Annotated in this window: 26 protein-coding genes and 1 riboswitch; of the genes, 24 read left to right on the top strand and 2 right to left on the bottom strand. The window is 70.7% G+C overall.

Annotated elements, in window-relative coordinates; translation table 11 throughout:
- Window positions 1–2: 2 nt before the first annotated feature.
- The 21 genes from mnmA (at window position 3) to QM621_RS06730 (ending at window position 18,931) form a co-directional block, all read left to right on the top strand.
- Window positions 3–1,100 (top strand): tRNA 2-thiouridine(34) synthase MnmA, encoded by a 1,098-nt coding sequence (gene mnmA / locus QM621_RS06830; protein ID WP_414989622.1) that lies wholly within the window; start codon window positions 3–5, stop codon window positions 1,098–1,100.
- On the top strand, window positions 1,097–2,176 hold the full coding sequence (locus QM621_RS06825; protein ID WP_414989621.1) for an NAD(P)-binding domain-containing protein: 1,080 nt from the start codon (window positions 1,097–1,099) through the stop codon (window positions 2,174–2,176). Before mnmA ends, QM621_RS06825 begins: the two co-directional genes overlap by 4 nt.
- A gap of 226 nt (window positions 2,177–2,402) precedes the next feature.
- Complete coding sequence (locus tag QM621_RS06820; RefSeq protein ID WP_414989620.1) at window positions 2,403–2,660, top strand: type II toxin-antitoxin system Phd/YefM family antitoxin; 258 nt, start codon at window positions 2,403–2,405, stop codon at window positions 2,658–2,660.
- 6 nt (window positions 2,661–2,666) lie between these two features.
- On the top strand, window positions 2,667–3,059 hold the full coding sequence (locus tag QM621_RS06815; RefSeq protein ID WP_414989619.1) for a type II toxin-antitoxin system VapC family toxin: 393 nt from the start codon (window positions 2,667–2,669) through the stop codon (window positions 3,057–3,059).
- Between the two features lie 147 nt (window positions 3,060–3,206).
- Window positions 3,207–5,126, top strand: coding sequence for a TIR domain-containing protein (locus QM621_RS06810; protein WP_414989618.1), 1,920 nt, complete (start codon window positions 3,207–3,209; stop codon window positions 5,124–5,126).
- A 45-nt stretch (window positions 5,127–5,171) separates the two neighbouring features.
- On the top strand, window positions 5,172–6,104 hold the full coding sequence (locus QM621_RS06805) for a methionine synthase (RefSeq protein WP_414989617.1): 933 nt from the start codon (window positions 5,172–5,174) through the stop codon (window positions 6,102–6,104).
- A gap of 4 nt (window positions 6,105–6,108) precedes the next feature.
- On the top strand, window positions 6,109–8,439 hold the full coding sequence (ligA, locus tag QM621_RS06800; RefSeq protein WP_414989616.1) for an NAD-dependent DNA ligase LigA: 2,331 nt from the start codon (window positions 6,109–6,111) through the stop codon (window positions 8,437–8,439).
- A gap of 70 nt (window positions 8,440–8,509) precedes the next feature.
- Window positions 8,510–8,857 (top strand): hypothetical protein, encoded by a 348-nt coding sequence (locus QM621_RS06795; RefSeq protein WP_414989615.1) that lies wholly within the window; start codon window positions 8,510–8,512, stop codon window positions 8,855–8,857.
- On the top strand, window positions 8,850–9,287 hold the full coding sequence (locus QM621_RS06790; protein ID WP_414989614.1) for a hypothetical protein: 438 nt from the start codon (window positions 8,850–8,852) through the stop codon (window positions 9,285–9,287). The genes QM621_RS06795 and QM621_RS06790 overlap by 8 nt, the downstream gene beginning before the upstream one ends.
- Before the next feature lie 7 nt (window positions 9,288–9,294).
- Window positions 9,295–9,885: a hypothetical protein gene (locus QM621_RS06785; RefSeq protein ID WP_414989613.1), complete on the top strand. Its 591-nt coding sequence runs from the start codon at window positions 9,295–9,297 to the stop codon at window positions 9,883–9,885.
- Between the two features lie 36 nt (window positions 9,886–9,921).
- Complete coding sequence (gene gatC / locus QM621_RS06780) at window positions 9,922–10,230, top strand: Asp-tRNA(Asn)/Glu-tRNA(Gln) amidotransferase subunit GatC (RefSeq protein ID WP_414989612.1); 309 nt, start codon at window positions 9,922–9,924, stop codon at window positions 10,228–10,230.
- Entirely contained in the window at window positions 10,230–11,723 is a 1,494-nt protein-coding gene (gatA, locus tag QM621_RS06775; protein ID WP_414989611.1) for an Asp-tRNA(Asn)/Glu-tRNA(Gln) amidotransferase subunit GatA, read from the top strand. Before gatC ends, gatA begins: the two co-directional genes overlap by 1 nt.
- Complete coding sequence (gene gatB / locus QM621_RS06770) at window positions 11,720–13,237, top strand: Asp-tRNA(Asn)/Glu-tRNA(Gln) amidotransferase subunit GatB (protein WP_414989610.1); 1,518 nt, start codon at window positions 11,720–11,722, stop codon at window positions 13,235–13,237. The genes gatA and gatB overlap by 4 nt, the downstream gene beginning before the upstream one ends.
- A gap of 109 nt (window positions 13,238–13,346) precedes the next feature.
- Window positions 13,347–13,469: riboswitch (FMN riboswitch) on the top strand.
- Between the two features lie 50 nt (window positions 13,470–13,519).
- Entirely contained in the window at window positions 13,520–14,554 is a 1,035-nt protein-coding gene (gene ribD, locus QM621_RS06765; protein ID WP_414989609.1) for a bifunctional diaminohydroxyphosphoribosylaminopyrimidine deaminase/5-amino-6-(5-phosphoribosylamino)uracil reductase RibD, read from the top strand.
- On the top strand, window positions 14,554–15,171 hold the full coding sequence (locus tag QM621_RS06760; RefSeq protein ID WP_414989608.1) for a riboflavin synthase: 618 nt from the start codon (window positions 14,554–14,556) through the stop codon (window positions 15,169–15,171). The genes ribD and QM621_RS06760 overlap by 1 nt, the downstream gene beginning before the upstream one ends.
- A complete protein-coding gene (locus QM621_RS06755; RefSeq protein ID WP_414989607.1) occupies window positions 15,164–16,408 on the top strand; it encodes a bifunctional 3,4-dihydroxy-2-butanone-4-phosphate synthase/GTP cyclohydrolase II in 1,245 nt (414 codons plus the stop codon). Before QM621_RS06760 ends, QM621_RS06755 begins: the two co-directional genes overlap by 8 nt.
- Window positions 16,408–16,890, top strand: a complete 483-nt coding sequence (ribH, locus tag QM621_RS06750; RefSeq protein ID WP_414989606.1) for a 6,7-dimethyl-8-ribityllumazine synthase — start codon at window positions 16,408–16,410, stop codon at window positions 16,888–16,890. The genes QM621_RS06755 and ribH overlap by 1 nt, the downstream gene beginning before the upstream one ends.
- Window positions 16,891–16,897: 7 nt before the next feature.
- A complete protein-coding gene (locus tag QM621_RS06745) occupies window positions 16,898–17,161 on the top strand; it encodes a phosphoribosyl-ATP diphosphatase (protein WP_414989605.1) in 264 nt (87 codons plus the stop codon).
- An 11-nt stretch (window positions 17,162–17,172) separates the two neighbouring features.
- Window positions 17,173–18,021, top strand: coding sequence for an ATP phosphoribosyltransferase (gene hisG / locus QM621_RS06740; protein ID WP_414989604.1), 849 nt, complete (start codon window positions 17,173–17,175; stop codon window positions 18,019–18,021).
- Between the two features lie 14 nt (window positions 18,022–18,035).
- On the top strand, window positions 18,036–18,461 hold the full coding sequence (locus QM621_RS06735; RefSeq protein WP_414989603.1) for a PH domain-containing protein: 426 nt from the start codon (window positions 18,036–18,038) through the stop codon (window positions 18,459–18,461).
- Window positions 18,458–18,931, top strand: a complete 474-nt coding sequence (locus tag QM621_RS06730) for an SseB family protein (protein ID WP_414989602.1) — start codon at window positions 18,458–18,460, stop codon at window positions 18,929–18,931. The genes QM621_RS06735 and QM621_RS06730 overlap by 4 nt, the downstream gene beginning before the upstream one ends.
- 1 nt (window position 18,932) lies before the next feature.
- Here QM621_RS06730 and QM621_RS06725 read toward each other — a convergent pair whose 3' ends face one another.
- Window positions 18,933–19,373 carry a PIN domain-containing protein gene (locus QM621_RS06725; RefSeq protein ID WP_414989601.1) on the bottom strand — a complete coding sequence of 147 codons (441 nt, stop codon included), beginning with the start codon at window positions 19,371–19,373 and terminating at the stop codon, window positions 18,933–18,935.
- Window positions 19,370–19,576: a type II toxin-antitoxin system VapB family antitoxin gene (locus tag QM621_RS06720; RefSeq protein WP_414989600.1), complete on the bottom strand. Its 207-nt coding sequence runs from the start codon at window positions 19,574–19,576 to the stop codon at window positions 19,370–19,372. Before QM621_RS06720 ends, QM621_RS06725 begins: the two co-directional genes overlap by 4 nt.
- Window positions 19,577–19,707: 131 nt before the next feature.
- Here QM621_RS06720 and QM621_RS06715 point away from each other — a divergent pair, with 131 nt between their 5' ends.
- The 3 genes from QM621_RS06715 (at window position 19,708) to QM621_RS06705 (ending at window position 23,043) form a co-directional block, all read left to right on the top strand.
- A complete protein-coding gene (locus QM621_RS06715) occupies window positions 19,708–20,646 on the top strand; it encodes a patatin-like phospholipase family protein (RefSeq protein ID WP_414989599.1) in 939 nt (312 codons plus the stop codon).
- Entirely contained in the window at window positions 20,643–22,124 is a 1,482-nt protein-coding gene (locus tag QM621_RS06710) for a flavin-containing monooxygenase (protein WP_414989598.1), read from the top strand. The genes QM621_RS06715 and QM621_RS06710 overlap by 4 nt, the downstream gene beginning before the upstream one ends.
- Before the next feature lie 79 nt (window positions 22,125–22,203).
- Complete coding sequence (locus QM621_RS06705; RefSeq protein ID WP_414989597.1) at window positions 22,204–23,043, top strand: SDR family oxidoreductase; 840 nt, start codon at window positions 22,204–22,206, stop codon at window positions 23,041–23,043.
- Window positions 23,044–23,119: the final 76 nt, after the last annotated feature.

The following is a 23,119-nucleotide window of genomic DNA, read 5'->3' as shown; positions in this document are numbered from 1 at the left end:
TTATGAGCCGGCTGATCGCCGCGATGTCGGGTGGCGTCGACTCGGCCGTGGCCGCCGCGCGCGCCGTCGAGGCCGGCCACGACGTCACCGGCGTGCACCTCGCGCTGAGCCGCAACCCCCGTTCCTACCGGTCCGGCGCGCGCGGCTGCTGCTCGATCGAGGACTCGATGGACGCCCGCCGCGCCGCCGACACCATCGGCATCCCCTTCTACGTCTGGGACATGAGCGAGGAGTTCGCCGACGAGGTGGTCGACGACTTCGTCGCCGAGTACGAGGCGGGTCGCACCCCTAACCCGTGCCTGCGCTGCAACGAGAAGATCAAGTTCGCCGCCGTGCTCGACCGGGCGGTCGCGCTCGGTTTCGACGGCGTCATCACCGGGCACTACGCGCAGGTGCGCGAGGGCGCGGACGGCCTGGTCGAGATGCACCGCGCGGTCGACATGGCCAAGGACCAGTCGTACGTGCTGGGCGTGCTGACCCAGGAGCAGTTGCGCCGGTCGCACTTCCCGCTCGGCGGATCGGTCAAGCCCGATGTGCGCCGTGAGGCCGAGGCGCGCGGCATCCAGGTGGCGGCTAAGCCCGACAGCCACGACATCTGCTTCGTCGCCGACGGCGACAACGCCGGCTGGCTCGCCGAGAAGCTGGGGCCGAAGCCCGGGACGATCGTCGACGAGTCCGGCCAGGTGTTGCGCGAGCACGACGGCGCCTACGCCTTCACCATCGGCCAGCGGCGCGGCCTGCGGCTCGGCGTGCCCGCCGACGACGGCAAGCCGCGCTTCGTGCTCGACATCGAGCCGGTGTCGGGCACGGTCACGGTCGGTCCGCGCGAGAAGCTGCTGGTCGACGCGCTCGACGGGATCAAGCCGCTGTGGTGCACCGACGCGCCGACGGGGGGGTTGGACTGCACGGTGCAGTTGCGCGCCCACGGCAAGGAACACCGCGCGCGGGTCCGGGTCGAGGCCGACGGCGTGCGGGTGGCCTTGCTCGACCCCGCCGAGGGCATCGCGCCGGGCCAGGCCTGCGTCATCTACGACGGCACCCAGGTCATCGGCTCGGTCACCATCGCCCGCACACGTTCGGCGGCGGCCACGTCCTCGTGACGCTCTACGACGCCGTCGTCGTCGGGGCGGGGCAGGCGGGGCTCTCGACGTCCTTCCACCTGCGCCGGCTCGGCCTCGACCAGGTCGTGCTCGACGCGAACGACCGGCCGGGCGGCGCGTGGCAGCACCGGTGGGACGCGCTGGTCATGCGTGACGTGCACGGGGTGGCCGACCTGCCCGACGCGCCGGTGCCGCCCGCTCATGGCGACGAGCGGGCCAACGAGTTCGTGCCCGCGTACTTCGCCGCCTATGAGCGGGAGCACGCGCTGCCGGTGGAGCGTCCGGTGGTCGTGCGGAGCGTGCGCGACGACGGTGCGGGCGCGCTCGTGGTCAAGGCCGACGGGCAGGTGTGGCGGACGCGGATGGTCGTCAACGCGACCGGCACGTGGCGGCGTCCGTTCATCCCCTCTTATCCGGGGCAGGAGACATTCGTGGGGGAACAGTGGCACACCGCCGACTACCCCGGACCCGACCACTTCCGCGGCCGTCGCGTGCTGGTGGTGGGCGGCGGGGCGTCGGCGGTGCAGTTCCTCGGCGTGCTGCGGCCGATCACCGACACGCTGTGGGTGACGCGGCGCGAGCCGGTGTGGCGGATGAGTCCGTTCAACGCGGAGATCGGACGCGAGGTGGTCGAGCGGGTGGCTGAGCGCGTGCGCGTCGGACTGCCGCCGCGCAGCGTGGTGAGCGTGACCGGACTGATGCTGCGTCCGCAGGAGGCCGAGGCGGCGCGGCTCGGCGCCTACGAGCGCCATCCGATGTTCGACCGGATCGAGCCCGACGGCGTGCGCTGGGCCGACGGCCGCCACGAGCCGGTCGACGCGATCCTCTGGGCGACCGGCTTCCGCCACGACATCGCCCACCTCGCCCCGCTTCATCTGCGTTCCCCGCGCGGCGGGATCCAACTCGGCGCGACCCCCGCGACCGCCACGCAGTCGGTCGTCGACCCCCGCGTCCAACTCGTCGGCTACGGCCCGTCCGCCTCCACCATCGGCGCCAACCGCGCGGGCCGCACCGCCGCGGTCGCTGTCAGGCGGTATCTCAGCAACCCTACGAGCGGGCGAGAGGTAGCTGAGTGACCGAATCCGCGCCAGATGAGGTTGCTGGTCTACCTCCGGGCCGTGGGAAGGGTTGCTGAGCTACCGCTCAAGGGTGTTGGCGCCACGCTTCCCCCTATCGAATCCCGCCCTTTCGATGGTCACCATCCGGTCTGCTGCGGACAGGGACTCTCGGTCGAGGCGTGGCGTCACAGTCGCATATTCCCGCGCTCTGGCGAAAAGTAGATGTGTTATCTACCCTTGAGGCATGAAGACGATCACCGTGGCTCAGTTGCGGCAGAACCCGACAGCGGCGCTCGATGATGTCGAGGCTGGACAGACCTACGTCGTCACGCGTCATCGTCGCGCCGTGGCTCAACTGGTGCCGCCGGAGGCAGGCGACCGGCCGACGTTGACTCCGCCGCGTAAGACCGGGGGAGCGTCCTTGGCGCACCGTCCGCCTCACGGGGCGCCGACCGTGGAGTCGGTCGACGCCGTGCTGGAAGACCTCAAAGGGGAGTGGTGAGTCGAGGTGACGAGCTATTACCTCGACACGTCGGTCGCCATCCATGCCTTCACCAGAAACCCTCGCGCCGTGGAGTGGTTCAACGAGGCTACGGCTGATCCGACGGCATCGGTGCTGTCGTCGCGACTGTTGCGTACAGAGATGACCAGATATCTCCGGCGCGAGGGGATCGAGGTGGCTCGGCGCGCCGAGATATTGGACTACGTGGCTTTTCTCGCGATCACGGACAGTGTGTTGGCGACGGCTGAGGCGATCACCGAGCATGTTCGCACGCTCGACGCGATCCATATCGCCTCCGCGTTGGCCACAGGGGCGGAGGTGATGGTCAGCCACGACACGCGTCTGTTGGAGGTGGCTGAATTTCTGGGGTTCGACGTTCTCGATCCCGTGGCGGGTTGAGTCCGCGCGGCGTCGGCCGTGCCGCAGCCCTCCCGGTCAGGCGACGTGTCCGCCGTTGAGGGCGAGGCGGATGTGTGCTGCCTCACAGGCGGTGTACCTTGAGACGGCTGTGAGATTCGCCGTTCCCTTGGATGACGAGGTTCTTGAATGAGTGTCCCCTCCCCGCGGTTCTCCGCGTACAAGGGTTCTGAGCCCTATGTATTCGTGTCCTACGCGCGGGTGGACTCCGCAGAGGTCTATGACGTGATGGACCGGTGGCGCGCCGCTCAACGAGTGAATCTGTGGTTTGACGAGGGAATCGACCCCGGTAATGAGTGGCCGGAGGACATCGCCGTCGCGTTGGACGGGTGTGCGGCGTTCGTCGTGTTCATCTCCCCGGCGGCCGCTCGGTCGGTCAACGTGCGCAACGAGATCAATTTCGCCTTGGCGAAGGGGGTTCCGTTCGCGGCGGTCTACCTGGAGGACACCGAACTGTCATTGGGGATGAAGCTGCAGATCGGGTCGAAACAAGCCATCAACAAGTACCGCATGGACGAACGAGGATTCGAGGCGCAGTCGGCCAAGTTCTTCGCCAAAGCGAAGGTTGCGGCGGCTGAGGTCGCGGTGAAGACCGTTTCGACAGGCCTGGTGCCCGTCTCTCCTGGGCTGAGGGAGGAGTTGACCGCTCTGGAGTTGCCGGAGCGGGTCACCGCGTCGTTGATGCTGTCGCCGCTCGTCGTGGACGAGGAGAAGGCTGACGCCGACGTCCTCTCGGTCTACCGGACAGAAGACGGGCGTCACGCTGTTCTCGCGGGCCGTTACGGGCAGGGCCGGTTCGTCGTGCTGTCGCACGACGGGCTGCTCCACGACGGGCCGGAGAACGTGCAGCCGCACAGTATGACCGCGGTGCTGACCTCGTTACTGGGGTGGCTGGGACGGGACTTCCGCCGAGGAGTGGTCGGATGGTCGACCGGGCACGGAGAGATGGCGACGTCAGGGCGGCTGGCGTCGGAGCTTCGGCACTCTCTGGCGTCGCGGCAGGTCTCGTCGCGGGACGTCGCGGTGGCCGACGCGGCGACCGTGGATGTGCTGGTGGTCGCCAATCCGAGAAGGGCGCTGCGTCCCGACGAGGTCGACGAGATGCTGTCGTGGGTGAGGTCTGGCGGGTCGGTGGTGTTCTCTGGACTCGGATGGTCGTGGTCGCAGATCGACCCGTCGGGCCAAGGGGACCTTGACCGGTATCCGCTCAATGAGATCGGCCGTCGTCTCGGTTTCCGATTCGAGCCGCAGGTCCTGGGACAGCGGATCACTGTGGAGGACAAGACGCTGTACTTCACGGCGTTGCAGAGGTCCCGCGAGGTGGGCGGACTGACACCCGTCGGCTCGTCAGCCGACGGGCGCGCCGCTGAGCAGGATGACGCGAACGGTCAGTGGCGTGAATATGTGGCGGACATCGAGCCGGCGCTTCGCGCCGCCGAGCGGGGCGATGCGAACGCTCAGTGGCGGGTGGGCATCGCCTTGGAGACGAAAGGCGACGAAGACGCGGCCTTCTACTGGTTCCACAAGTCGTCTTTCGCGGGAAACGGGACTGGACAGCATCGGCTGGGCCGCATGTACATCAATGGGAGCGGGGCTCCGCGGAACGACGCGATGGCGGTGGCCTGGTATGGAGAAGCCGCACGCCAAGGAGTGATCTGGTCGCAGGGGCAGTTGGGCGAGGCGTACCTGCGGGGTCTGTACGGCTTGGACATTGACGTGGAGCGCGGGTTGGAACTGACCCGTGCGTCGGCCGAAGGCGGATGGACGGCGGCGCAGTATCGGCTGGGTCAGGCGTATGAGAGCGGCATCCATGTGGACATTGATCTGGCTCAGGCGGCGGCTTGGTATCTGCGCGCGGCGTCGGCGGACACGGGATACGACTTCAGCTCCGACGCTCAGCTGAGGCTGGGAGTCATGCTGCGGGACGGCGTGGGGGTGCCCGCCAACCCGGATAAGGCCAGATTCTGGCTGGAGAAGGCTCTGGCTCGCGGACTCCGTCAGGCGTCGACTGAACTCGAACTGCTGGAGATGGGGCTGTCCGCGGGGTGAGCGGTGGCGGGCTGAGTCCGCGCGTTCCTTGCGACAATGCTCTCCATGCGTGCCACAGGGATCGGATCCATGCCGGGCGACGATCTGGAGGGGTGGGCGAAGTTCTCGCTGGGGGAGTTGGACATCGCCTTCGTCCCCGAGCTGCCGGGGCGCGGCGCCCACGCCGGGATGATCGGCCGGTCGCTGGCGGTGCTCGACGGGTTGGACGCCGACCTGCAGCCGAGCGGGTGGCGCGTCGGGGTCGGGTCGGGCGTCGACCACCGGCGGGCGCGCTCGCTGCTCGCCCAGGACCTCGACGTCGTCGAGGAGATCGGCCACGACTACGACGGCGTGCTCAAGCAGCAGATCGCCGGACCTTGGACGCTCGCCGCGACCGTCGAGACGCCGCGCGGTGAGAAAGTGCTCTCCGACCACGGCGCCCGCCGTGACCTCGCCGCCTGCCTCGCCGCAGGGCTCACCGACCACCTCGCCAGCCTGCGCCGCCGCTTCGGCAAGGCCGCCGAACTGATCGTGCAGATCGACGAGCCCGCGCTGCCCGCCGTGCTCGCCGCGAGAGTCCCGACCGCCAGCGGTCTGCGTCAGTACCGCTCCGTCGACCTGCCTGAGGCCGACGCTCATTTGAGGACGATCGTCGAGGTGGTCGTCGAGGCGGGGGCCACGCCGGTCGTCCACTGCTGCGCGCCCGACGTCCCCGTCGGCCTGCTGCGCGGCGCGGGCTTCACGGCCGTCGCCTTCGACCTGTCGCTCGCCCGTCCCACCGACGCCTGGGCCGAAGCGCTCGACCAGGGCGCCGGCCTCTGGACCGGCTCGACCGACCCGCGCCGGATCGAGGAGTTCCTCGGTCGTCTCGGCTTCGAACCGGGCGGCGTGGCGGACCAGATCGTCGTCACCCCGCCGTGCGGCCTCGCCGGCCACACCCCCGCCGACGCCCGCCGCGCGCTGGAAGCTGCCCGATCGGTCGCGCGTTCCCTAAACTGACCGCGTGACCGAGAGCGGCGAGACCACCCAGCCCACCCTCGACGAGGCGCGCGCCGAGGCCGCCGACCTGATCGAGCGGATCGAGCAGGCCCGCGACGCCTACTACAACGCCGACGCCTCGCTCGTCGACGACGCCACCTACGACACCTGGATGCGCCGCCTGGAGGAACTCGAGGCGCTGCACCCGGAGATCCGAGGCCAGGACTCGCCGACCCAGAGCGTCGGCGCCGTGACCGCCTCCGACCTCGCGCCGGTCGAGCACGCCGAGCACATGCTCAGTCTCGACAACGTCTTCTCCGCCGAGGAGTTGCAGGCGTGGTGCGTCAAAACGCGGGAGTCCGCCGGACGCGACGTCGCCTGGCTGACCGAGGTGAAGATCGACGGCCTCGCCATCTCGCTGCGCTACGAGCACGGCCGCCTCGTCACCGCCGCCACCCGCGGCGACGGCCGGGTCGGCGAGGAGGTCACCACCAACGCGGTCGAACTCCCCGGCGTGCCCCGACAGCTCGCGGGCGAGGGCCACCCGCCGCTGGTCGAGGTGCGCGGCGAGGTGTTCATCGCCGTCGAGGCCTTCGAGCGGCTCAACGCCTTCCAAGCCGAGCTGCGCGACCGCGTCGTCGCCGAGGCGACCGAACGCGGCGTCGACCCCGACAAGGCCGCCGCCAGCGCCGCCCGACGCTTCCCCGCCTTCGCCAATCCGCGCAACGCGGCCAGCGGCGGTCTGCGTCAGATCCTGCACAAGAAAGACGGCCTGGAGCGCGAGGCGGGACAGAAACGCTTGCAGGCGCTCTCGTTGTACGTGCACGGCATCGGCGCGTGGGAGGACCCGCCGGTCGCCGCGCAGAGCGAGGTCTACGACCTGCTGGCGTCCTGGGGCCTGCCGACCAGCCCGCACACCCGCGTGCTCGCCACCGCCAACGAGGTGGTCGCCCGGGTCGAGGAGCTGGGCCGCGACCGGCACGCCATCGAGCACGAGATCGACGGCGTCGTGGTCAAGATCGACGAGCTCGCCCTGCACCCGGAGCTCGGCGCCACGAGCCGCGCGCCGCGTTGGGCCATCGCCTACAAGTACCCGCCCGAGGAGGTGCAGACGAAGCTGGTCGACATCGTCGTCTCGGTCGGCCGCACCGGCCGGGCCACGCCGTTCGCGGTGATGGAGCCGGTCGCGGTCGCGGGCAGCGTCGTGCGTCAGGCGACCCTCCACAACCAGGACGTGGTGCGCGAGAAGGGCGTGCTCATCGGCGACACCGTCGTGCTGCGCAAGGCCGGCGACGTCATCCCCGAGGTGCTCGGACCGGTGGTCGAGCGCCGCGACGGGACCGAGCGCGAGTTCGTCATGCCGGCCGGCTGCCCCGAGTGCGGCACGGAGCTGCGGCCGATGAAGGAGGGCGACATCGACCTGCGCTGCCCGAACGCCCGCGCCTGCCCCGCCCAGGTGCGCGGCCGGGTCGAGCACATCGGCTCGCGCGGCGGCCTCGACATCGAGGGTCTCGGCGAGGTGTCGGCGACCGCGCTGACCCAGCCGCTGCGCCCCGCGACGCCGCCGCTGGTCACCGAGGCGGGACTGTTCTCGCTGAGGCCTGAGGATCTGTTCGGCATCGATCTGGAGGTGCGCGACGTCGAGACCGGCCTGCCCCGGCGTGACGAGGGCGGCGCGACGATCGTCCGCTCGCCCTTCCGGCGTCAGCGTAAGAAGACCGACCCGCCCTTCGATCCCGACGGCCCCTTCGACGGGACCGACGGTCACATCCTCTCGACCGCCGCGCACACGCTGCTGGCCGAGTTGGAGAAGGCGAAGACGAAGGACTTGTGGCGGCAGATCGTCGCGCTCAACATCCGCCACGTCGGCCCCGTCGCGGCGCGGGCGCTCGCCCAGCACTTCGGCTCGCTGGCCGCCGTCGAGGCCGCGAGCGTCGAGGAGCTGTCGGCGGTCGACGGGGTCGGCGGCATCATCGCCGAGTCGTTCAAGGCCTGGCTGGAGGTCGACTGGCACCGCGAGATCATCGACCAATGGCGGGCGGCGGGCGTGCGTTTCGCGATCCCCGACCACCCCGGCCCCGGCGCGCTCGACTCCTCCGGCGGAGTGCTCGACGGCCTGACCATCGTGGTCACCGGCTCGCTGGAGAACTTCACGCGTGACGAGGTGAAGGAGGCGATCTTGTCGCGCGGCGGCAAGGCGTCCGGGTCGGTCAGCAAGAAGACCGACTACGTCGTGGTCGGCGCGAAGGCGGGCGCGAAGGCCGCCAAGGCCGAGGAGCTGGGCCTGCCCATCCTCGACGAGGCGGGCTTCGAGAAGCTGCTCGCCGAAGGGCCGCCGACCTCCGACGAGGAGTGAGCACGCGAGCTGACTCGCCGGGTTATCCTCGGGTCACAGCATCCGGAGCGAGACCCGCGGGAGAGTGGCCATGGCGAAGAGATTCACGATGACGGTGACCGCCGCGATGACGGCGACGCTCCTGGCCGGATGCGGCGGCGAGTCGGCGTTCTGCGCCGCGGTCAACGCCGACGCCGAGGCCTCCGCGTCGGCCTTCACGCCGTTGGTCCCGGGGCAGGACGGCACGCCGCAGCCCATCGACGACCGGCTGATCTTCATGGACGAGGTGAAGACGCCGCCGAAGGACCTGGCCGACGAGTGGGACGTGTTCTACGAGTATCTGTCGGGCTACGACCCTGTGACGTGGCAGCCGGAGCCGCCGGAGGTGCTGGAGGCGCGTCAGGCGCTCTTCGAGGCGTCGCAAGAGTGCCGTGAGTGACGAGCCGCCGCTGCGCGGGACGCGGACGATCCTCGTGGTCGTCGCGCTGGCCTTCGTCGTCTCGATCGTCCATTACGTCGACAACGTGGCGAACTACGCCGACTACCCGCAGCCGCCCGCCGACGCGGCCCTGCCCGCGCCGTCGGACACGGTCATCGCGCTCGCCTGGTTCGTGCTGACGGCCGTCGGCGCCTGGGGCGTGCTGAACGTGCTGCGCCGTCGGGTGGTACCGGCGGCGGTCGGGCTGGCCTTCTACTCGGCGAGCGGCCTGATCGGCGTCGGCCACTACACCGTGCCCGGCGCGACCGACATGCCGTGGTGGCGTCAGGCGCACGTCGTCGCCGACATCGGACTCGGCGCGGCGATCCTCGCGCTCGCGGCGCTGCTGTTCGCCTGGAACCGGCAGGTCGCGGCCGCCCAGGCGCCATGATGAGCCCATGAGCGACGCCGAGCGCACCCAGGACAAGTCCGCGCCGTCCACCCCGTCCGGCGGATCGCGGATCAAACGGTGGATGGAGCACGCCGCGCTCGCGGTGGCGGTGCTGCTGCTCGGCTACATCGCCTACCGCATGGCGCTGGCCTTCCTGCCGCGCTGGTGGGCGCAGCAGATCGCCCAGCGGGTCGACGGCTCGTTCACGCAGGGCGCCTGGTGGGGCCTGTTCTACGGTTTCGTCTTCACGGTCGTCCCGTTGCTCTTGCTGGCGCAGACGCGGCGGCGTTTCATCTCCTGGCCGTGGAAGGGCGCGGTGGCGCTCGTCGCGGTCGTGCTGGCCACGCCGAACTGGCTGACGCTGTCGGTCGTGCTGGGCTCCAGCCGGGCCGCGCACGCCGGAGAGCGGATCTTGGACGTCGACGGGCCGGGCTTCCGCGCGGCGTCGGCGATCGGCGCCGGGGCGGCGGTCCTGGTCGCGGTCGCCGTCATCTCGGCGAGCATGCTGGCGGCGCGCAGGCGGCGCCAGGTCAAAGATCTACGCCGCCAGCTCGACGAGCGCGAGCGTCGCGACCGGGAGACGCCCGCCGAGGACTAAGCTGGCGCGGTACTGCCCCCTCGACTCAGGAGACGCATGCCGTCGCCCCTCTCGCGGGAGGACGTCGCCCATCTGGCGAGCCTCGCCCGCATCAGCCTGAACGACGCCGAGCTCGACCGCTTGGGCGCCGAGCTCCCGGCCATCCTCGACCATGTCGCCGCCGTGCAGGGCGTCGTCGACGCCGCCGGCGAGGACACCCGGCCGATGAGCCATCCGATCCCGGTCACGAACGTGTTCCGCGTCGACGAGGTCCGCGAGGGCCTGACGCCGGAGGCCGCCCTCGCGGGCGCGCCGGAGAGCGAGGAGCAGCGCTTCCTCGTCCCGAAGATCCTGGGGGAGGAGTGATGACGGAGTTGACGCGGCGCACCGCCGCCGACCTGGCCGAGGCGCTCGCCGCCGGTGACGTGACCTCCGTGGAGGCCACGCAGGCCCACCTCGACCGCATCGCCGAGGTCGACGGCGACCTCAACGCCTTCCTGCACGTGGACGTCGAGGGGGCGCTGGCCGCCGCGGCCGACGTCGACGCGCGCCGCGCCGCGGGCGAGAGCCTGCCGACGTTGGCGGGAGTGCCGATCGCGGTCAAGGACCTCATCAACACCACCGGCCAGCCGACCACGGCCGGGTCGAAGATGCTGGAGGGTTGGATCCCGCCGTACGACGCGACGGTCGTGGCCCGGCTGCGCGCGGCGGGCCTGCCGATCCTCGGCAAGACCAACCTCGACGAGTTCGCGATGGGCTCGTCCAACGAGCACTCCGCCTACGGCCCGGCCCGCAACCCGTGGGACACCGCCCGCATCCCCGGCGGGTCCAGCGGCGGCTCGGCGGCGGCGGTCGCCGGCTACGAGGCTCCGCTCGCCCTCGGCACCGACACCGGCGGCTCGATCCGCCAGCCCGGGGCGATGACCGGCACGGTCGGCGTCAAGCCCACCTACGGCGGCGTCTCCCGCTACGGAGTCATCGCGATGGCGTCCAGCCTCGACCAGGTCGGCCCGATGGCCCGCACCGTGCTCGACGCGGCGCTGCTGCACGAGGTGATCGCCGGCCACGACCCGATGGACTCCACCAGCGTCGACGCGCCCGTGCCGTCGGTGGTCGAGGCGGCCCGCCGTGGCGACGTGGCCGGATTGAAGATCGGCGTCATCCGCGAACTCGGCGCCAGTGGTGAGTCGGCTAGCGGCTTCGCGCCCGGCGTGCGCGCCCGCTTCGACGAGGCCGTCGCGAAGCTGGCCGAGGCCGGCGCGGAGATCGTCGAGGTCTCCTGTCCGAGCTTCGTGCACGGCATCGCCGCCTACTACCTCGTCATGCCGAGCGAGGTGTCGAGCAACCTGGCCCGCTTCGACGCGATGCGCTACGGCCTGCGTCTCGCCCCCGAGGACGCCCGCGGCCCGTCGGCCGAGCAGGTCATGGCCGCCAGCCGTGACGCCGGTTTCGGCGACGAGGTCAAGCGCCGGATCATCCTGGGCACCTACGCGCTGTCCAGCGGCTACTACGACGCCTACTACGGCTCGGCGCAGAAGGTCCGCACGCTCATCGCGCGCGACTTCGCCGCCGCCTTCGAGACCGTCGACGTGCTGCTGTCGCCGACCGCCCCGCACACCGCGTGGAAGCTCGGGGAGAAGTCGGCCGACCCGCTGGCGATGTACCTGGAGGACGTCTGCACGATCCCGGCGAACCTCGCGGGCGTGCCGGGCGTCAGCGTGCCGATCGGGCTCGACGACGGCCTGCCGGTGGGCGCGCAGTTCCTCGCCCCCGCGATGGCCGACGACCGGCTCTACAACGCCGGCGCCGCCCTGGAGCGCCTGGTGTCCGCCCCCGCCCTCGAGGAGGTCGTCCGATGAGCACCGCGACGAAGCAGGTGTCCTTCGAGGACGCGCTGACCCGCTACGAGCCGGTCATGGGCCTGGAGGTCCACGTCGAGCTGAACACCGCGACCAAGATGTTCTGCGGCTGCTCCACGACCTTCGGCGCCGAGCCGAACACCCAGGTCTGCCCGGTCTGCCTCGGCCTGCCCGGCGCGCTGCCGGTGGTCAACGGCAAGGCGGTCGAGTCGGCGATCCGCATCGGCCTGGCGCTCAACTGCGAGATCGCCGAGTGGTGCCGGTTCGCCCGGAAGAACTACTTCTACCCGGACATGCCGAAGAACTTCCAGACGTCGCAGTACGACGAGCCGATCGCCTTCGACGGCTACATGGACGTCACTCTGCCGTCTGAGGATGGGGGCGACGGCGAGACGTACCGCATCGAGATCGAGCGGGCGCACATGGAGGAGGACACCGGCAAGTCGCTGCACGTGGGCGGCGCGACGGGTCGCATCCACGGCGCCGACCACTCGCTGCTCGACTACAACCGCGCGGGCATCCCGCTCATCGAGATCGTCACCAAGGTGATCGAGGTGCCGGGCGACAAGGCCCCGGCGGTCGCGCGGGCGTACGTCAACCAGTTGCGCGACCTCATGGTGGCGCTCGACGTGTCCGACGCGCGCATGGACCAGGGCTCGCTGCGCGCCGACGTCAACCTGTCGCTCAAGCCGACCGGCTCAGACGTGCTCGGCACCCGCAGCGAGACCAAGAACGTCAACTCCTTCCGCTCGGTCGAACGGGCGGTGCGCTTCGAGATCGGCCGTCACGCCGGCATCCTCGACGGCGGCGGCAAGGTCGTGCAGGAGACGCGGCACTTCCACGAGTCCGACGGCTCCACGTCGCCGGGCCGTGAGAAGTCCGACGCCGAGGACTACCGCTACTTCCCCGAGCCCGACCTCGCGCCGGTCGCCCCGTCGCGGGAGTGGGTCGAGGAGTTGCGCGGCACGCTGCCCGAGCCGCCGGCCGAGCGCCGCAAGCGGCTGCAGGCCGAGTGGAGTTTCTCCGACCTCGATATGCGTGACACGGTCGGCGCGGGCGCGCTCGACCTCGTCGCGGCGACGATCGACGCCGGGGCCGCCCCGCAGGCCGCCCGCAAGTGGTGGCTGGGCGAGCTGGCCCGCCGCGCGAAGGACACGAGTGTCGCGCTGGAGGAGCTGCCGGTCACCCCGGCGCAGGTCGCGGGCGTCCAGGCGCTCATCGACGCGGGCCGGGTCAACGACAAGCTCGCCCGCGAGGTCTTCGACGGCGTGCTGGCTGGTGAGGGGACGCCCGAGGAGGTCGTGGTGTCGCGCGGCCTGGAGGTCGTCTCCGACGACGGCGCGCTGAGCGAGGCCGTCGACCGCGCCATCGAGGCCAACCCCGACGTCGCCGAGAAGATCCGCGGCGGCAAGGTCCAGGCCGCCGGCGCCCTCATCGGCTCGGTCATGAAGGAGATGAAGGGCCAAGCCGACGCCGCCCGCGTCCGCGAGCTCATCCTCGAGAAGCTCTCCTAACGCTCACGAGAGAGTTGTGGCCTTCGGAATGGTCAGAAGTCTCTCGCGACAGGTGTGGAAATCTCTCGTGAGCGGGGCTTGTAGACTCGCCGACGACGAGTTCACGCTCGCAGACTCTGGGGTCGGTGAAATTCCGAGCCGGCGGTGACAGTCCGCGACCCGTGCCGACAGGCACGGCTGACCTGGTGGAACTCCAGGACCGACGGTCAAAGTCCGGAAGGGAAGAGTCCTGGCCTCCCTGAGGCGACCCCGGATTCGGCGAGCCCGATACGAGGAAGCGATATGGCGAGCGAGATCGAGCAGCAGGCCATGCGCCGCGCCGTCGACGCGGCCCGGATGCGCGGCAACTGTCTGCCCAACCCGACCGTCGGCTGCGTCGTGCTCGACTCAGGCGGCCGCGAGGTCGGGGTCGGCGCGACGGTGCGCGGCGGCGCGCACGCCGAGGTCGAGGCGTTGGCCGCTGCGGGCGAGAAGGCGAAGGGCGGCACGGCCGTCGTCACCCTGGAGCCCTGCCGGCACATCGGCAACACCGGCCCCTGCACTGCCGCGCTCATCGAGGCGGGCGTCGCGCGCGTCGTCATCGCCGAGACCGACCCGACGCCGAAGGCCGGCGGCGGCGCCGACGTGCTGCGCGCCGCCGGGATCGACGTCGAGACCGGCGTGCTGGCCGACGAGGCCGCGCCGCAGAACCTCGCCTGGCGCTTCGCCGTCACGAACGGCCGCCCCTTCGTCACCTGGAAGTACGCCGCCACGATGGACGGCCTCAGCGCCGCCCCCGACGGGTCGAGCAAGTGGATCACCGGACCCGACGCCCGCCGCGACGTGCAGCAGTTCCGGGCCCAGTGCGACGCCATCGTCGCGGGCACCGGCGCGGTCCTGGCCGACGACCCCCGGCTCACCGTGCGCGACGTCGACGACCTGCCGCTGCCCTACGACCGCCAGCCGTTGCGCGTCGTCGTCGGCGAGAGCACGATCCCGAACTACTACCGCGTCTTCGACCGGGTCGCGCCGACGCTCATGATCCAGTCGCGCGAGCCCGACGAGGTGCTGGCCAAGCTGGTCGAGAACGGCGTCCACCACGTCTGGCTGGAGGGCGGGCCACGCCTGGCCGGCGGCTTCTGGAAGGCCGGCGTCATCGACCGGGTCATCGGCTACATCGCCCCGGCGATGCTCGGCTCCGGCCGCGCCGCGCTGGAGGGCGAGGCCACCACGCTCGCCGATCTGCGACCCATCGACATCACCGATCTGACCATGATCGGCCCCGACATCCGCATCATCGGCACGCCCGGCCAAGCCCCGAGGGAGACCTACGTCTGATGTTCACCGGACTCATCGAGTCGGTCGGCGAGGTCGCCGCGCTCGAAACCCACGGCGACGCCGCCCGGATCACCATCCGTGATGCCGTGGTGCTCGCCGACGCCCGCCATGGCGACTCCATCGCGGTCGACGGCTGCTGTCTGACCGCCGTCGACCTCACCCCCGACACCTTCACCGCCGACGTCATGGCCGAGTCGCTGGCCCGCACCTCGCTCGGCGCGCTCGAGGTCGGGTGCAAGGTCAATCTGGAGCGCGCCCTCGCCGCCGGAGCCCGGCTCGGCGGCCACCTCGTGCAGGGCCATGTCGACGGCACGGGTGAGCTGGTCAGCCGTGAGCCGAGCGAGCACTGGGAGATCTTGCGCTTCTCGCTGCCGGCGGATCTGTCCCGCTATGCGGTCGAGAAGGGGTCGATCACCGTCCAGGGCGTCTCCTTGACCGTGGTCGAGGTGAGCGACGGGCCGGAGCCGTGGTTCTCCGTCTCGCTCATCCCCACGACCCTCGCCGACACGACGCTCGGCGCGCTCGCCCCTGGCGACCCGGTCAACCTGGAAGTCGACGTGCTGGCCAAATACGTCGAGCGCATGCTCGACCACCGCAAAGGATCTGCGAATGACTGAGACCGCCCTGAGTCCGGTGGTGTTGGACCCGATCGAGCGGGCCGTCGGCGACATCAAGGCGGGCCGCGCGGTCGTCGTGGTCGACGACGAGAACCGGGAGAACGAGGGCGACATCATCTTCGCCGCCAGCAAGGCGACGCCGGAGCTGATGGCCTTCCTGGTCCGCTACTCCAGTGGTCTCGTCTGCGCGCCGGTGGTCGGGGAGATCCTCGACCGGCTGGCGATCCCGCTGATGACGCCGCACAACCGCGACCGGCTGCGCACCGCCTACACGGTCTCCATCGACGCCCGCGACGGCGTGACCACCGGCATCTCGGCCTCCGACCGCGCCCGCACCTGCCGGGTGCTGGCCGACTCGGCGACCGAGCCGTTCGAGATCACCCAGCCGGGCCACATCGTGCCGTTGCGCGCCAAGCCAGGCGGCGTGCTGGAGCGTCCCGGCCACACCGAGGCCGCCGTCGACCTGGCGCGGCTCGCGGGGCTCACCCCCGCAGGCGTCATCGGCGAGGTGATGAACGACGACGGCACGCTCAAGCGGCTGCCGGAGCTGCGCGCCTTCGCCGACGAGCACGGCCTCGCGCTGGTGTCGATCGAGGACTTGCAGGTCTATCTGCGCCGTCACGAGCAGCAGGTCGAGCGGCTGGCGACCACGAGCCTGCCGACCGAGTTCGGCACGTTCACCGCGCTCGGCTACCGCGACACGATCGACGGCGCCGAGCACATCGCGCTGATCTACGGCGACGTCACGCCGGAGAACCTGCTGGTGCGGGTGCACAGCGAATGCCTGACCGGCGACGTGTTCGGCTCGCAGCGCTGCGACTGCGGACCCCAGTTGCAGGCGTCCTTCGCGCAGATCGCCGCCGAGGGCGCGGGCGTCGTGGTCTATCTGCGCGGCCACGAGGGCCGGGGCATCGGCCTGCTGCACAAGCTCCAGGCGTACGCGCTGCAAGACCAGGGGCACGACACCGTCGAGGCGAACCTCCAGCTCGGCTTCGGCGAGGACGAGCGCGACTACGCCGCCGCCGCGCAGGTCTTGCGCGACCTCGGCGTCGGTTCGGTGCGCCTGCTGACCAACAACCCCGACAAGACCGCCGCGCTGGAGCAGTACGGCGTCGCGGTCGTCGAGCAGCGGCCGCTGCGCATCGCTCCCACCGAGCACAACCTTCGCTACCTCACCACCAAGGCCGAGCGCATGGGGCACGACCTCCCGCTCGCCACGACGGCAGGAGACCTCTGATGGCCGGACACGGCGCCCCCGAACTCACCGTCGACGGAGCGGGCGCGCGCGTCGCGATCGTCGCCTCGCTGTGGCACACCCAGGTGATGAACGGCCTCGTCGACGGCGCCCGGAAGGCGTTGGCCGAGGCGGGCGTGGCCGAGGTCGAGCTGATCCGCGCGCCCGGCTCCTTCGAGCTGCCGCTCATCGCCCAGGGCTGCGCGGTCGCCGGCTTCGACGCGGTCGTGGCGCTCGGCGTCATCATCCGCGGCGGCACCCCGCACTTCGAGTACGTCTCGGCGGCGGCCACCGACGGCCTGACCCGCGTCGCCCTCGACACCGGCGTCCCAGTCGGCTTCGGCCTGCTCACCTGCGACGACGAGCAGCAGGCGCTCGACCGCGCGGGCCTGCCCGGCAGCCGCGAGGACAAGGGGCGCGAGGCCGCCGAGGCCGCCCTCGGCGCACGGCAGGCGCTCCGCTCGCTCGTGTCGGCCCTAGACTGACACCGACATGAAGACGTTTGACGAGCTGTTCGCCGAGCTCAGCCACAAGGCCCAGACCCGTCCCGAGGGATCGGGCACCGTCGCCGAGTTGGACGCGGGCGTCCATCAGATCGGCAAGAAGCTGGTCGAGGAGGCCGCCGAGTCGTGGATGGCCGCCGAGCACGAGGGCGCCGAGCGAACGGCTGAGGAGCTCAGCCAGCTGCTCTACCACGCGCAGGTGATGATGCTCGCCACGGGCATCACGCTGGACGACGTGTACGCCCACCTCTAAGGACTCATCCCATGTTGAAAGTCGCCGTCCCGAACAAGGGATCGCTCGCCGAGGCCGCCGCCTCCCTGCTGGCCGAGGCCGGCTACCGCCAGCGCCGCAGCTCCAAAGACCTCGTCTGCGTCGACGCCGAGAACGACGTCGAGTTCTTCTATCTGCGCCCCCGCGACATCGCCATCTACGTCGGCGAGGGAACGCTCGACGTCGGCCTCACCGGCCGCGACCTGCTGCTCGACTCGCGGGCGCAGGCCGACGAGGTCATGGCGCTCGGCTTCGCCGGGTCCACCTTCCGCTTCGCCGCGCCCGAGGGGGGCGAGATCACGTCGGTCGAGCAGCTCGACGGACGTCGCATCGCCACCTCCTACCGGGGCCTGGTCGAGAACTACCTGGCCGAGCGGGGCATGAGCGCCTCGGTCGTCCGGTTGGACGGCGCGGTCGAGACCTCGATCCGGCTCGGCGTGGCCGACGCCATCGCCGACGTCGTGGAGACCGGCACGACCCTGCGCCAGGCGGGCCTCGCGGTCTTCGGCGACCCGATCCTCACCTCCGAGGCGGTGCTGATCCGCCGCGCCGAGGCCCCCGAGCCGGAGGGCTTCGAGGTGTTCCGCCGCCGGGTCGAGAGCGTCCTCGTCGCCCGCTCCTACGTGATGATGGACTACGACATCCCCACCGAGCAGGTGGAGGCGGCCGTCCAGCTCACGCCGGGCATCGAGTCGCCGACGGTCTCCTCGCTGCACAAGGAGGGCTGGTCGGCGGTGCGGGCGATGGTCCCGCGCGACGCCGCCCAGCGGGTCATGGACGACCTGTACGCCGTGGGCGCGCGCGGCATCCTGGTCACCGACGTCCTCGCGTGCCGCATCTGATGGCGGGAGGGGCGATGACCACCGACCAGCCGCTCGTCGTGCGCCCTCAGGGACCCCGGGTCGTCGCCTACGGCGTGGCGCTGATCGGCGTCGTGATGACGGTCGTCGTGGCGGTGTCGCTGCCTGACTACGTTCGCTTCGCGAACTCCGAGAAGGTCACGATGACCCTCTTCGCGATCATGGTCCTCGCCGTCCTGCACGGTGTCGGCCGCAGCTATGTGAAGGCCGACGCGGCCGGTGTCGAGGTGCTCAACGGCTATCGCACGCACCGCTTCACCTGGGACCAGGTGGAGGGCGTCTCGATGCGCGAGGGTGCGCCCTGGCCTACCCTCGTCACCACCGACGACGAACGGGTCATGTTGTTCGCGATCCAGCGCACCGACGGCGGCGGTAGCCGTGACGTCGTGCGGTGGTTGCGCGCCTGGGCGGACGCCGCGTGAGCGACCACGAGGGGAGCCTCGCCGAGCCCGCCTTCCCCGGCGACGACGGTCTGACCGATCCGGCGCTCGCGCCGGTGCTGGGTGACACGTCGGCGACCCTGGCCCGTCTCGGCGAGGCGCGGGTGTTCGTGCCGATCGTCGCGGTGCTGGGCGAGCGGGCCAGCGACGGCTCGGACAAGAACGCCGACATGGCGGCGGTGCTGATGGCCGGCGCCGACGGACGTCAGGCGTTGCTCGCCTTCACCAGCGTGGCGACGTTGGAGGCATGGAACCCGCAGGCCCGTCCGGTCCCGGTCTACGGCCAGGCCGCCGCGCAGTCGGCGGTCGCCGAGGGCGCCTCGGCGCTGATCCTCGACCTCGGCCAGCCCCACTGGAGCGTCGTCGAGACCGACGACCTCCGTCACCTCGCCGCCGGCGACACCCTCGCCCACACCCCCACCGGCACCGCCTGGGTCCGCGCCACGGAGTGAGTCAGGCGACCGAGCCAGCGGGAACGATCCACTGGGCGTGGAAACGTGGTTCGACTCCGGCGACATGATCGAAGTCATGGTCGTAGTGGACGACAGTGACGGTCTGTCGTTCGTCAGTGTGCCGGATCGCCGTGGCGGCGATCTGCAGGTCGCTCACGCCGACAGCGCGTCCCATGCCCGCGCGAAACAGCGAGCGTTGAAGGTGGAGCGCGATGACCGCGACCTCCGCGTCGGGCGGGAGGAACACGGTCGAGCGCTCTGACTGGGTGAGGATGCGCTCGTGCTCGACGGGGTTCCTCGCTGAGAATCCCTGCTCGAGAATCTGGGGGAGCGCCGCGCCGAGCTCTCCGATGGCGAGCAGTCCCAGCATGGCGTCGGCGACAGCGTCGGACCGGCCCACACGCTGGGTGACGGAGTTGTCGATCAGGTAGATCTGCCTCATCGCTGCGCGAGGGCGATGACCTCGGGGTCGTCCAGGTCGCCAGCCATTCCGTCCCGCAGGCTGCGGATGTACTCACGGGCGTTGGCTTGACGGACCAACAGCGTCAGCGCGTCGGTGACGGTCGCCTTCTTGGTGGTGTTCCCGCTGAGCCTCATGGCGTCATCCATGAGCTGGTCGTCGATCTCGATCAGGGTCTTCGCCATGGCGACTCCTCGCTGTATGTCTTCTAATACGGTACTTGGATATACGAACACTTCCAAGGTCGTGACCGTGACAGTTTTACTGTCATCGACTACTGTGACTCTCGGCACATACCTCTAGTACGGGAGCGCGCATGGCGATCCGCCGTGGGGTGGTCATCGGGTGCGGTGGCACGCTCGGATTCGCCTGGACAGCGGTCATGCTGGCCGAGGTCGAGCGGGCGCTCGACTGGGACGTCCGCGAGGCCGACCTGCTGATCGGCACCTCGGCGGGCGCGGAGATGGTCGCGATGCTCGGCGCCGGCCGCGCGCCCGCGCAGATCCTCGCGGCGCTCGACGGCGAGCCCGACGCCGACCCGGTTTTGCGCGACCACCTCGCCGAGCATCCGGGCATGGTCCCGCCGGTCCCCGGACTCGGCTGGCCCGGCGTCGGTGTCACCCGTCAGGCGGTGAGGAACCGCCAGGGCCTGTACACCGGACTCGCCGGGCTCCTGCCGCGCGGTCGCGCCGACGCGACCTGGCTGCGGACCCTCGGCGACCGACTCGCGAACGCGGGCGGCTGGGTCGACCACCCGGCGACCTGGATCATCGGCCTCGACACGAGGTCCGGCCAGCGTGCGGCCTTCGGCGCTCCCGGCCATCCCGCAGCCGGCCTCGGCGAGGCCATCGCCGCCTCGTGGGCGATCCCCGGCTGGTTCCCGCCGGTCCACATCGACGGGCGCGACTACTTCGACGGCGGCACCGCCTCCCCGACCTCCGCCGACCTCGCGCTCCCCGCAGAGCTCGACGAGGTGGTGATCGTCGCGCCGATGACCACCAGCGGCGGCGTCCCCGGCCGTGGCGCGCACCGGGTCGAACGACTCCTGCGCCGACAGATGACCGCCGTGCTCGACCGGGAGCAGGCCGCGTTGGAGGCCGCGGGCGTCCGCGTGATCCGCGTCGAGCCTGGCACCGAGGAACTGCACGCCACCGGACCGAATTTCATGGACCTGCGCCGTCGCGAGGCCACCCTCGCGGTGTCCCGGCGCGTCGCCCCCCGTCGGATCGCCGACGCCATCGAGAGGACCGCATGACCACCCATCACGAGGTGGTGATCGTCGGAGCGGGCATCTCCGGCATCGCCACGGCGATCAAGCTCCGCGAGGCCGGGGTCACCGACCTCGCCATCGTAGAGAAGGCCGACACGTACGGCGGCACCTGGCGCGCCAACACCTATCCGGGCTGTGCCTGCGACGTGCCGTCGGCCCTCTACTCGTTCTCCTTCGCGCCGAAGGCCGACTGGTCGCGGGTGTACGGCAAGCAGCCGGAGATCCTCGCGTATATCGACCAGGTGGCCCGCGCCCACGACCTCCCGGCCGTCACCGAGTTCGGCGTCGAGGTGCTGGAGGCCGCCTGGGACGATTCCGCGTCGCTGTGGCGGATCGACACGAACGTGGGAGCCCGCACGGCCCGCTTCGTCGTCGCGGCGGCGGGGCCGTGGAACGAGCCGAACATCCCCGACATCCCGGGTCTCGCGGACTTCGAGGGCGAGGTCTTCCACTCGGCCCGCTGGAACCACGACTACGACCTGACCGGCAAGCGGGTCGCCGTCATCGGCAGCGGTGCGTCGGCGGTCCAGTTCGTGCCGGAGATCCGCAAGGAAGCCGAGCGGGTCCACCTGTTCCAGCGCACTGCCCACTGGGTGCTGCCCAAGCCCGACTACACCGCGCCCGGCGTGCAGAAGTGGGCGCTTGGCCGTCTGCCGCTGGTGAACAAGGTCGTTCAGACAGTGGAGTATGGGATTTTGGAGGGCGTCGGCGCGGCCTTCCACCGGCCCAAGCCGCTCATGCAGGCGCTGCAGGGCGTCGGGCAGGCCTACCTGCGCACGGTCGTGCGGGACAAGAAGCTGCGCGCCAAGCTCACGCCCGACTACATGATGGGCTGCAAGCGCATCCTGTTCTCCAATAGCTACCTGCAGGCGTTGACGAAGCCGAACGTCGACGTGCACGCCACGGCCGTCGAGCACATCCGCGGCTCCACGGTCGTCGGCGCCGATGGCACGAGCGCCGAGGTCGACGCCATCATCATCGGCACTGGCTTCCACATCCTCGACATGCCGGTCGCGAACCGGGTGCGGGGCTCCGACGGTCGCACGCTGGACGACCACTGGCAGGGGTCCCCGGAGGCCTATCTCGGCACCGTCGTGAGCGGCTTCCCCAACGCTTTCATCGTGCTCGGCCCGAGCCTCGGCACCGCGCACTCCTCGGCCTTCTCCATCGCCGAGGCGCAGGTCGAGTTCATCGCCCGCGCCGTCAGCCAGGCCCGCGAGCAGGGCTGGGCGTCGCTGGAGGTGAGCGCCGACGCGCAGGCCGCCTACGTCGCCGAGGTGCAGGCGGCGCTGCCCGGCACGGCCTACAACCTCAGCCAGTGCCACAGCTACTACATCGACCGCAACGGCCGGAACTCCTTCAGCTGGCCCTGGTCCACCACCGAGCTGACCCGCCGGGTCAGCCGCTTCGACCCGTCCGTCTTCGAGATCGTCCGTTCCGAGAGTGTGGAGTTGTCAGCATGAGCGAGCGCCAGCGAGCGAAAGTTCAAGATCACCTCATGCCGGTATCGCCTACCGTGCTTTTCCTTGAGGCGGTGCCGGCATGAGCAAGTACCCCAAGATCGACCTCGACGGCGCGCTCGTCGCCATCAGCGGCGCGGCCCGTGGCATCGGTCTGGAGACCGCCAAGGCGTTCGCCGCGCGGGGCGCGAAGGTGGCGCTCGGCGACCTCGACGCCGACCTCGCGGCCCAGGCCGCCGACGCCATCGGGACGCGGGCCATCGGCCTGGCGCTCGACGTCACCGACAAGGAGTCCTATCGCGCCTGGCTGGCCGCCGCCGAGGAGTGGGCTGGCCGTCCGCTCGACGTGCTGGTCAACAACGCCGGCGTCATGCCGAACGGTGCGTTCCTGGAGCAGGCCGACGAGGTCGACCGGCTGACGATGGACGTCAACGTCTACGGCGTCATCCACGGCATGCGGCTCGCCTTACCGGGCATGGTCGAGCGGGGGCGCGGCCATCTGGTCAACGTCGCCTCGCTCGCGGGCAAGTTCCCGCTGCCGGGCCTGGCGGTCTACAACGCCAGCAAGTACGCCGTGGTCGGCATGACCGCCGCGACCCGCTTGGAGATGAAGGACACCGGCGTCTCGGTGACCGCCGTCCTGCCGAGCGCGGTGCGGACCGAACTGTCGTCCGGCATCGACCTCGGCGTCCTGCCCACGGTCGACCCCGAGGACATCGCGAACGCCGTGGTCAAGTCCGTGCGCACCCGATCCGGCGAGATCGCCGTGCCCGGCTACGTCGGCGTCGCCTCCAACGCCGCCACACTGGTGCCCGAGCCGATCCTCGGCCTCGTCCGCCGCGCCGCCAAAGACGACGCCGCCATCACCCGCGTCGACGACTCCGTCCGGACGAAGTACCTCGACCGGATTTTGAAGAAGTGAGGCTCTAGCGGTGGTGCCTTATCCACCGTATGAGCGTCCATAGGGTGGATGAGACACCCACCAACTCTGTTACGTG

It is taken from the genome of Aeromicrobium sp. (assembly GCF_047606445.1).
Classification (GTDB): Bacteria; Actinomycetota; Actinomycetes; order Propionibacteriales; family Nocardioidaceae; genus Aeromicrobium.
The sequence above is the reverse complement of the archived record's forward strand: the minus strand, read 5'-3'. Positions and strand labels throughout refer to the sequence as shown.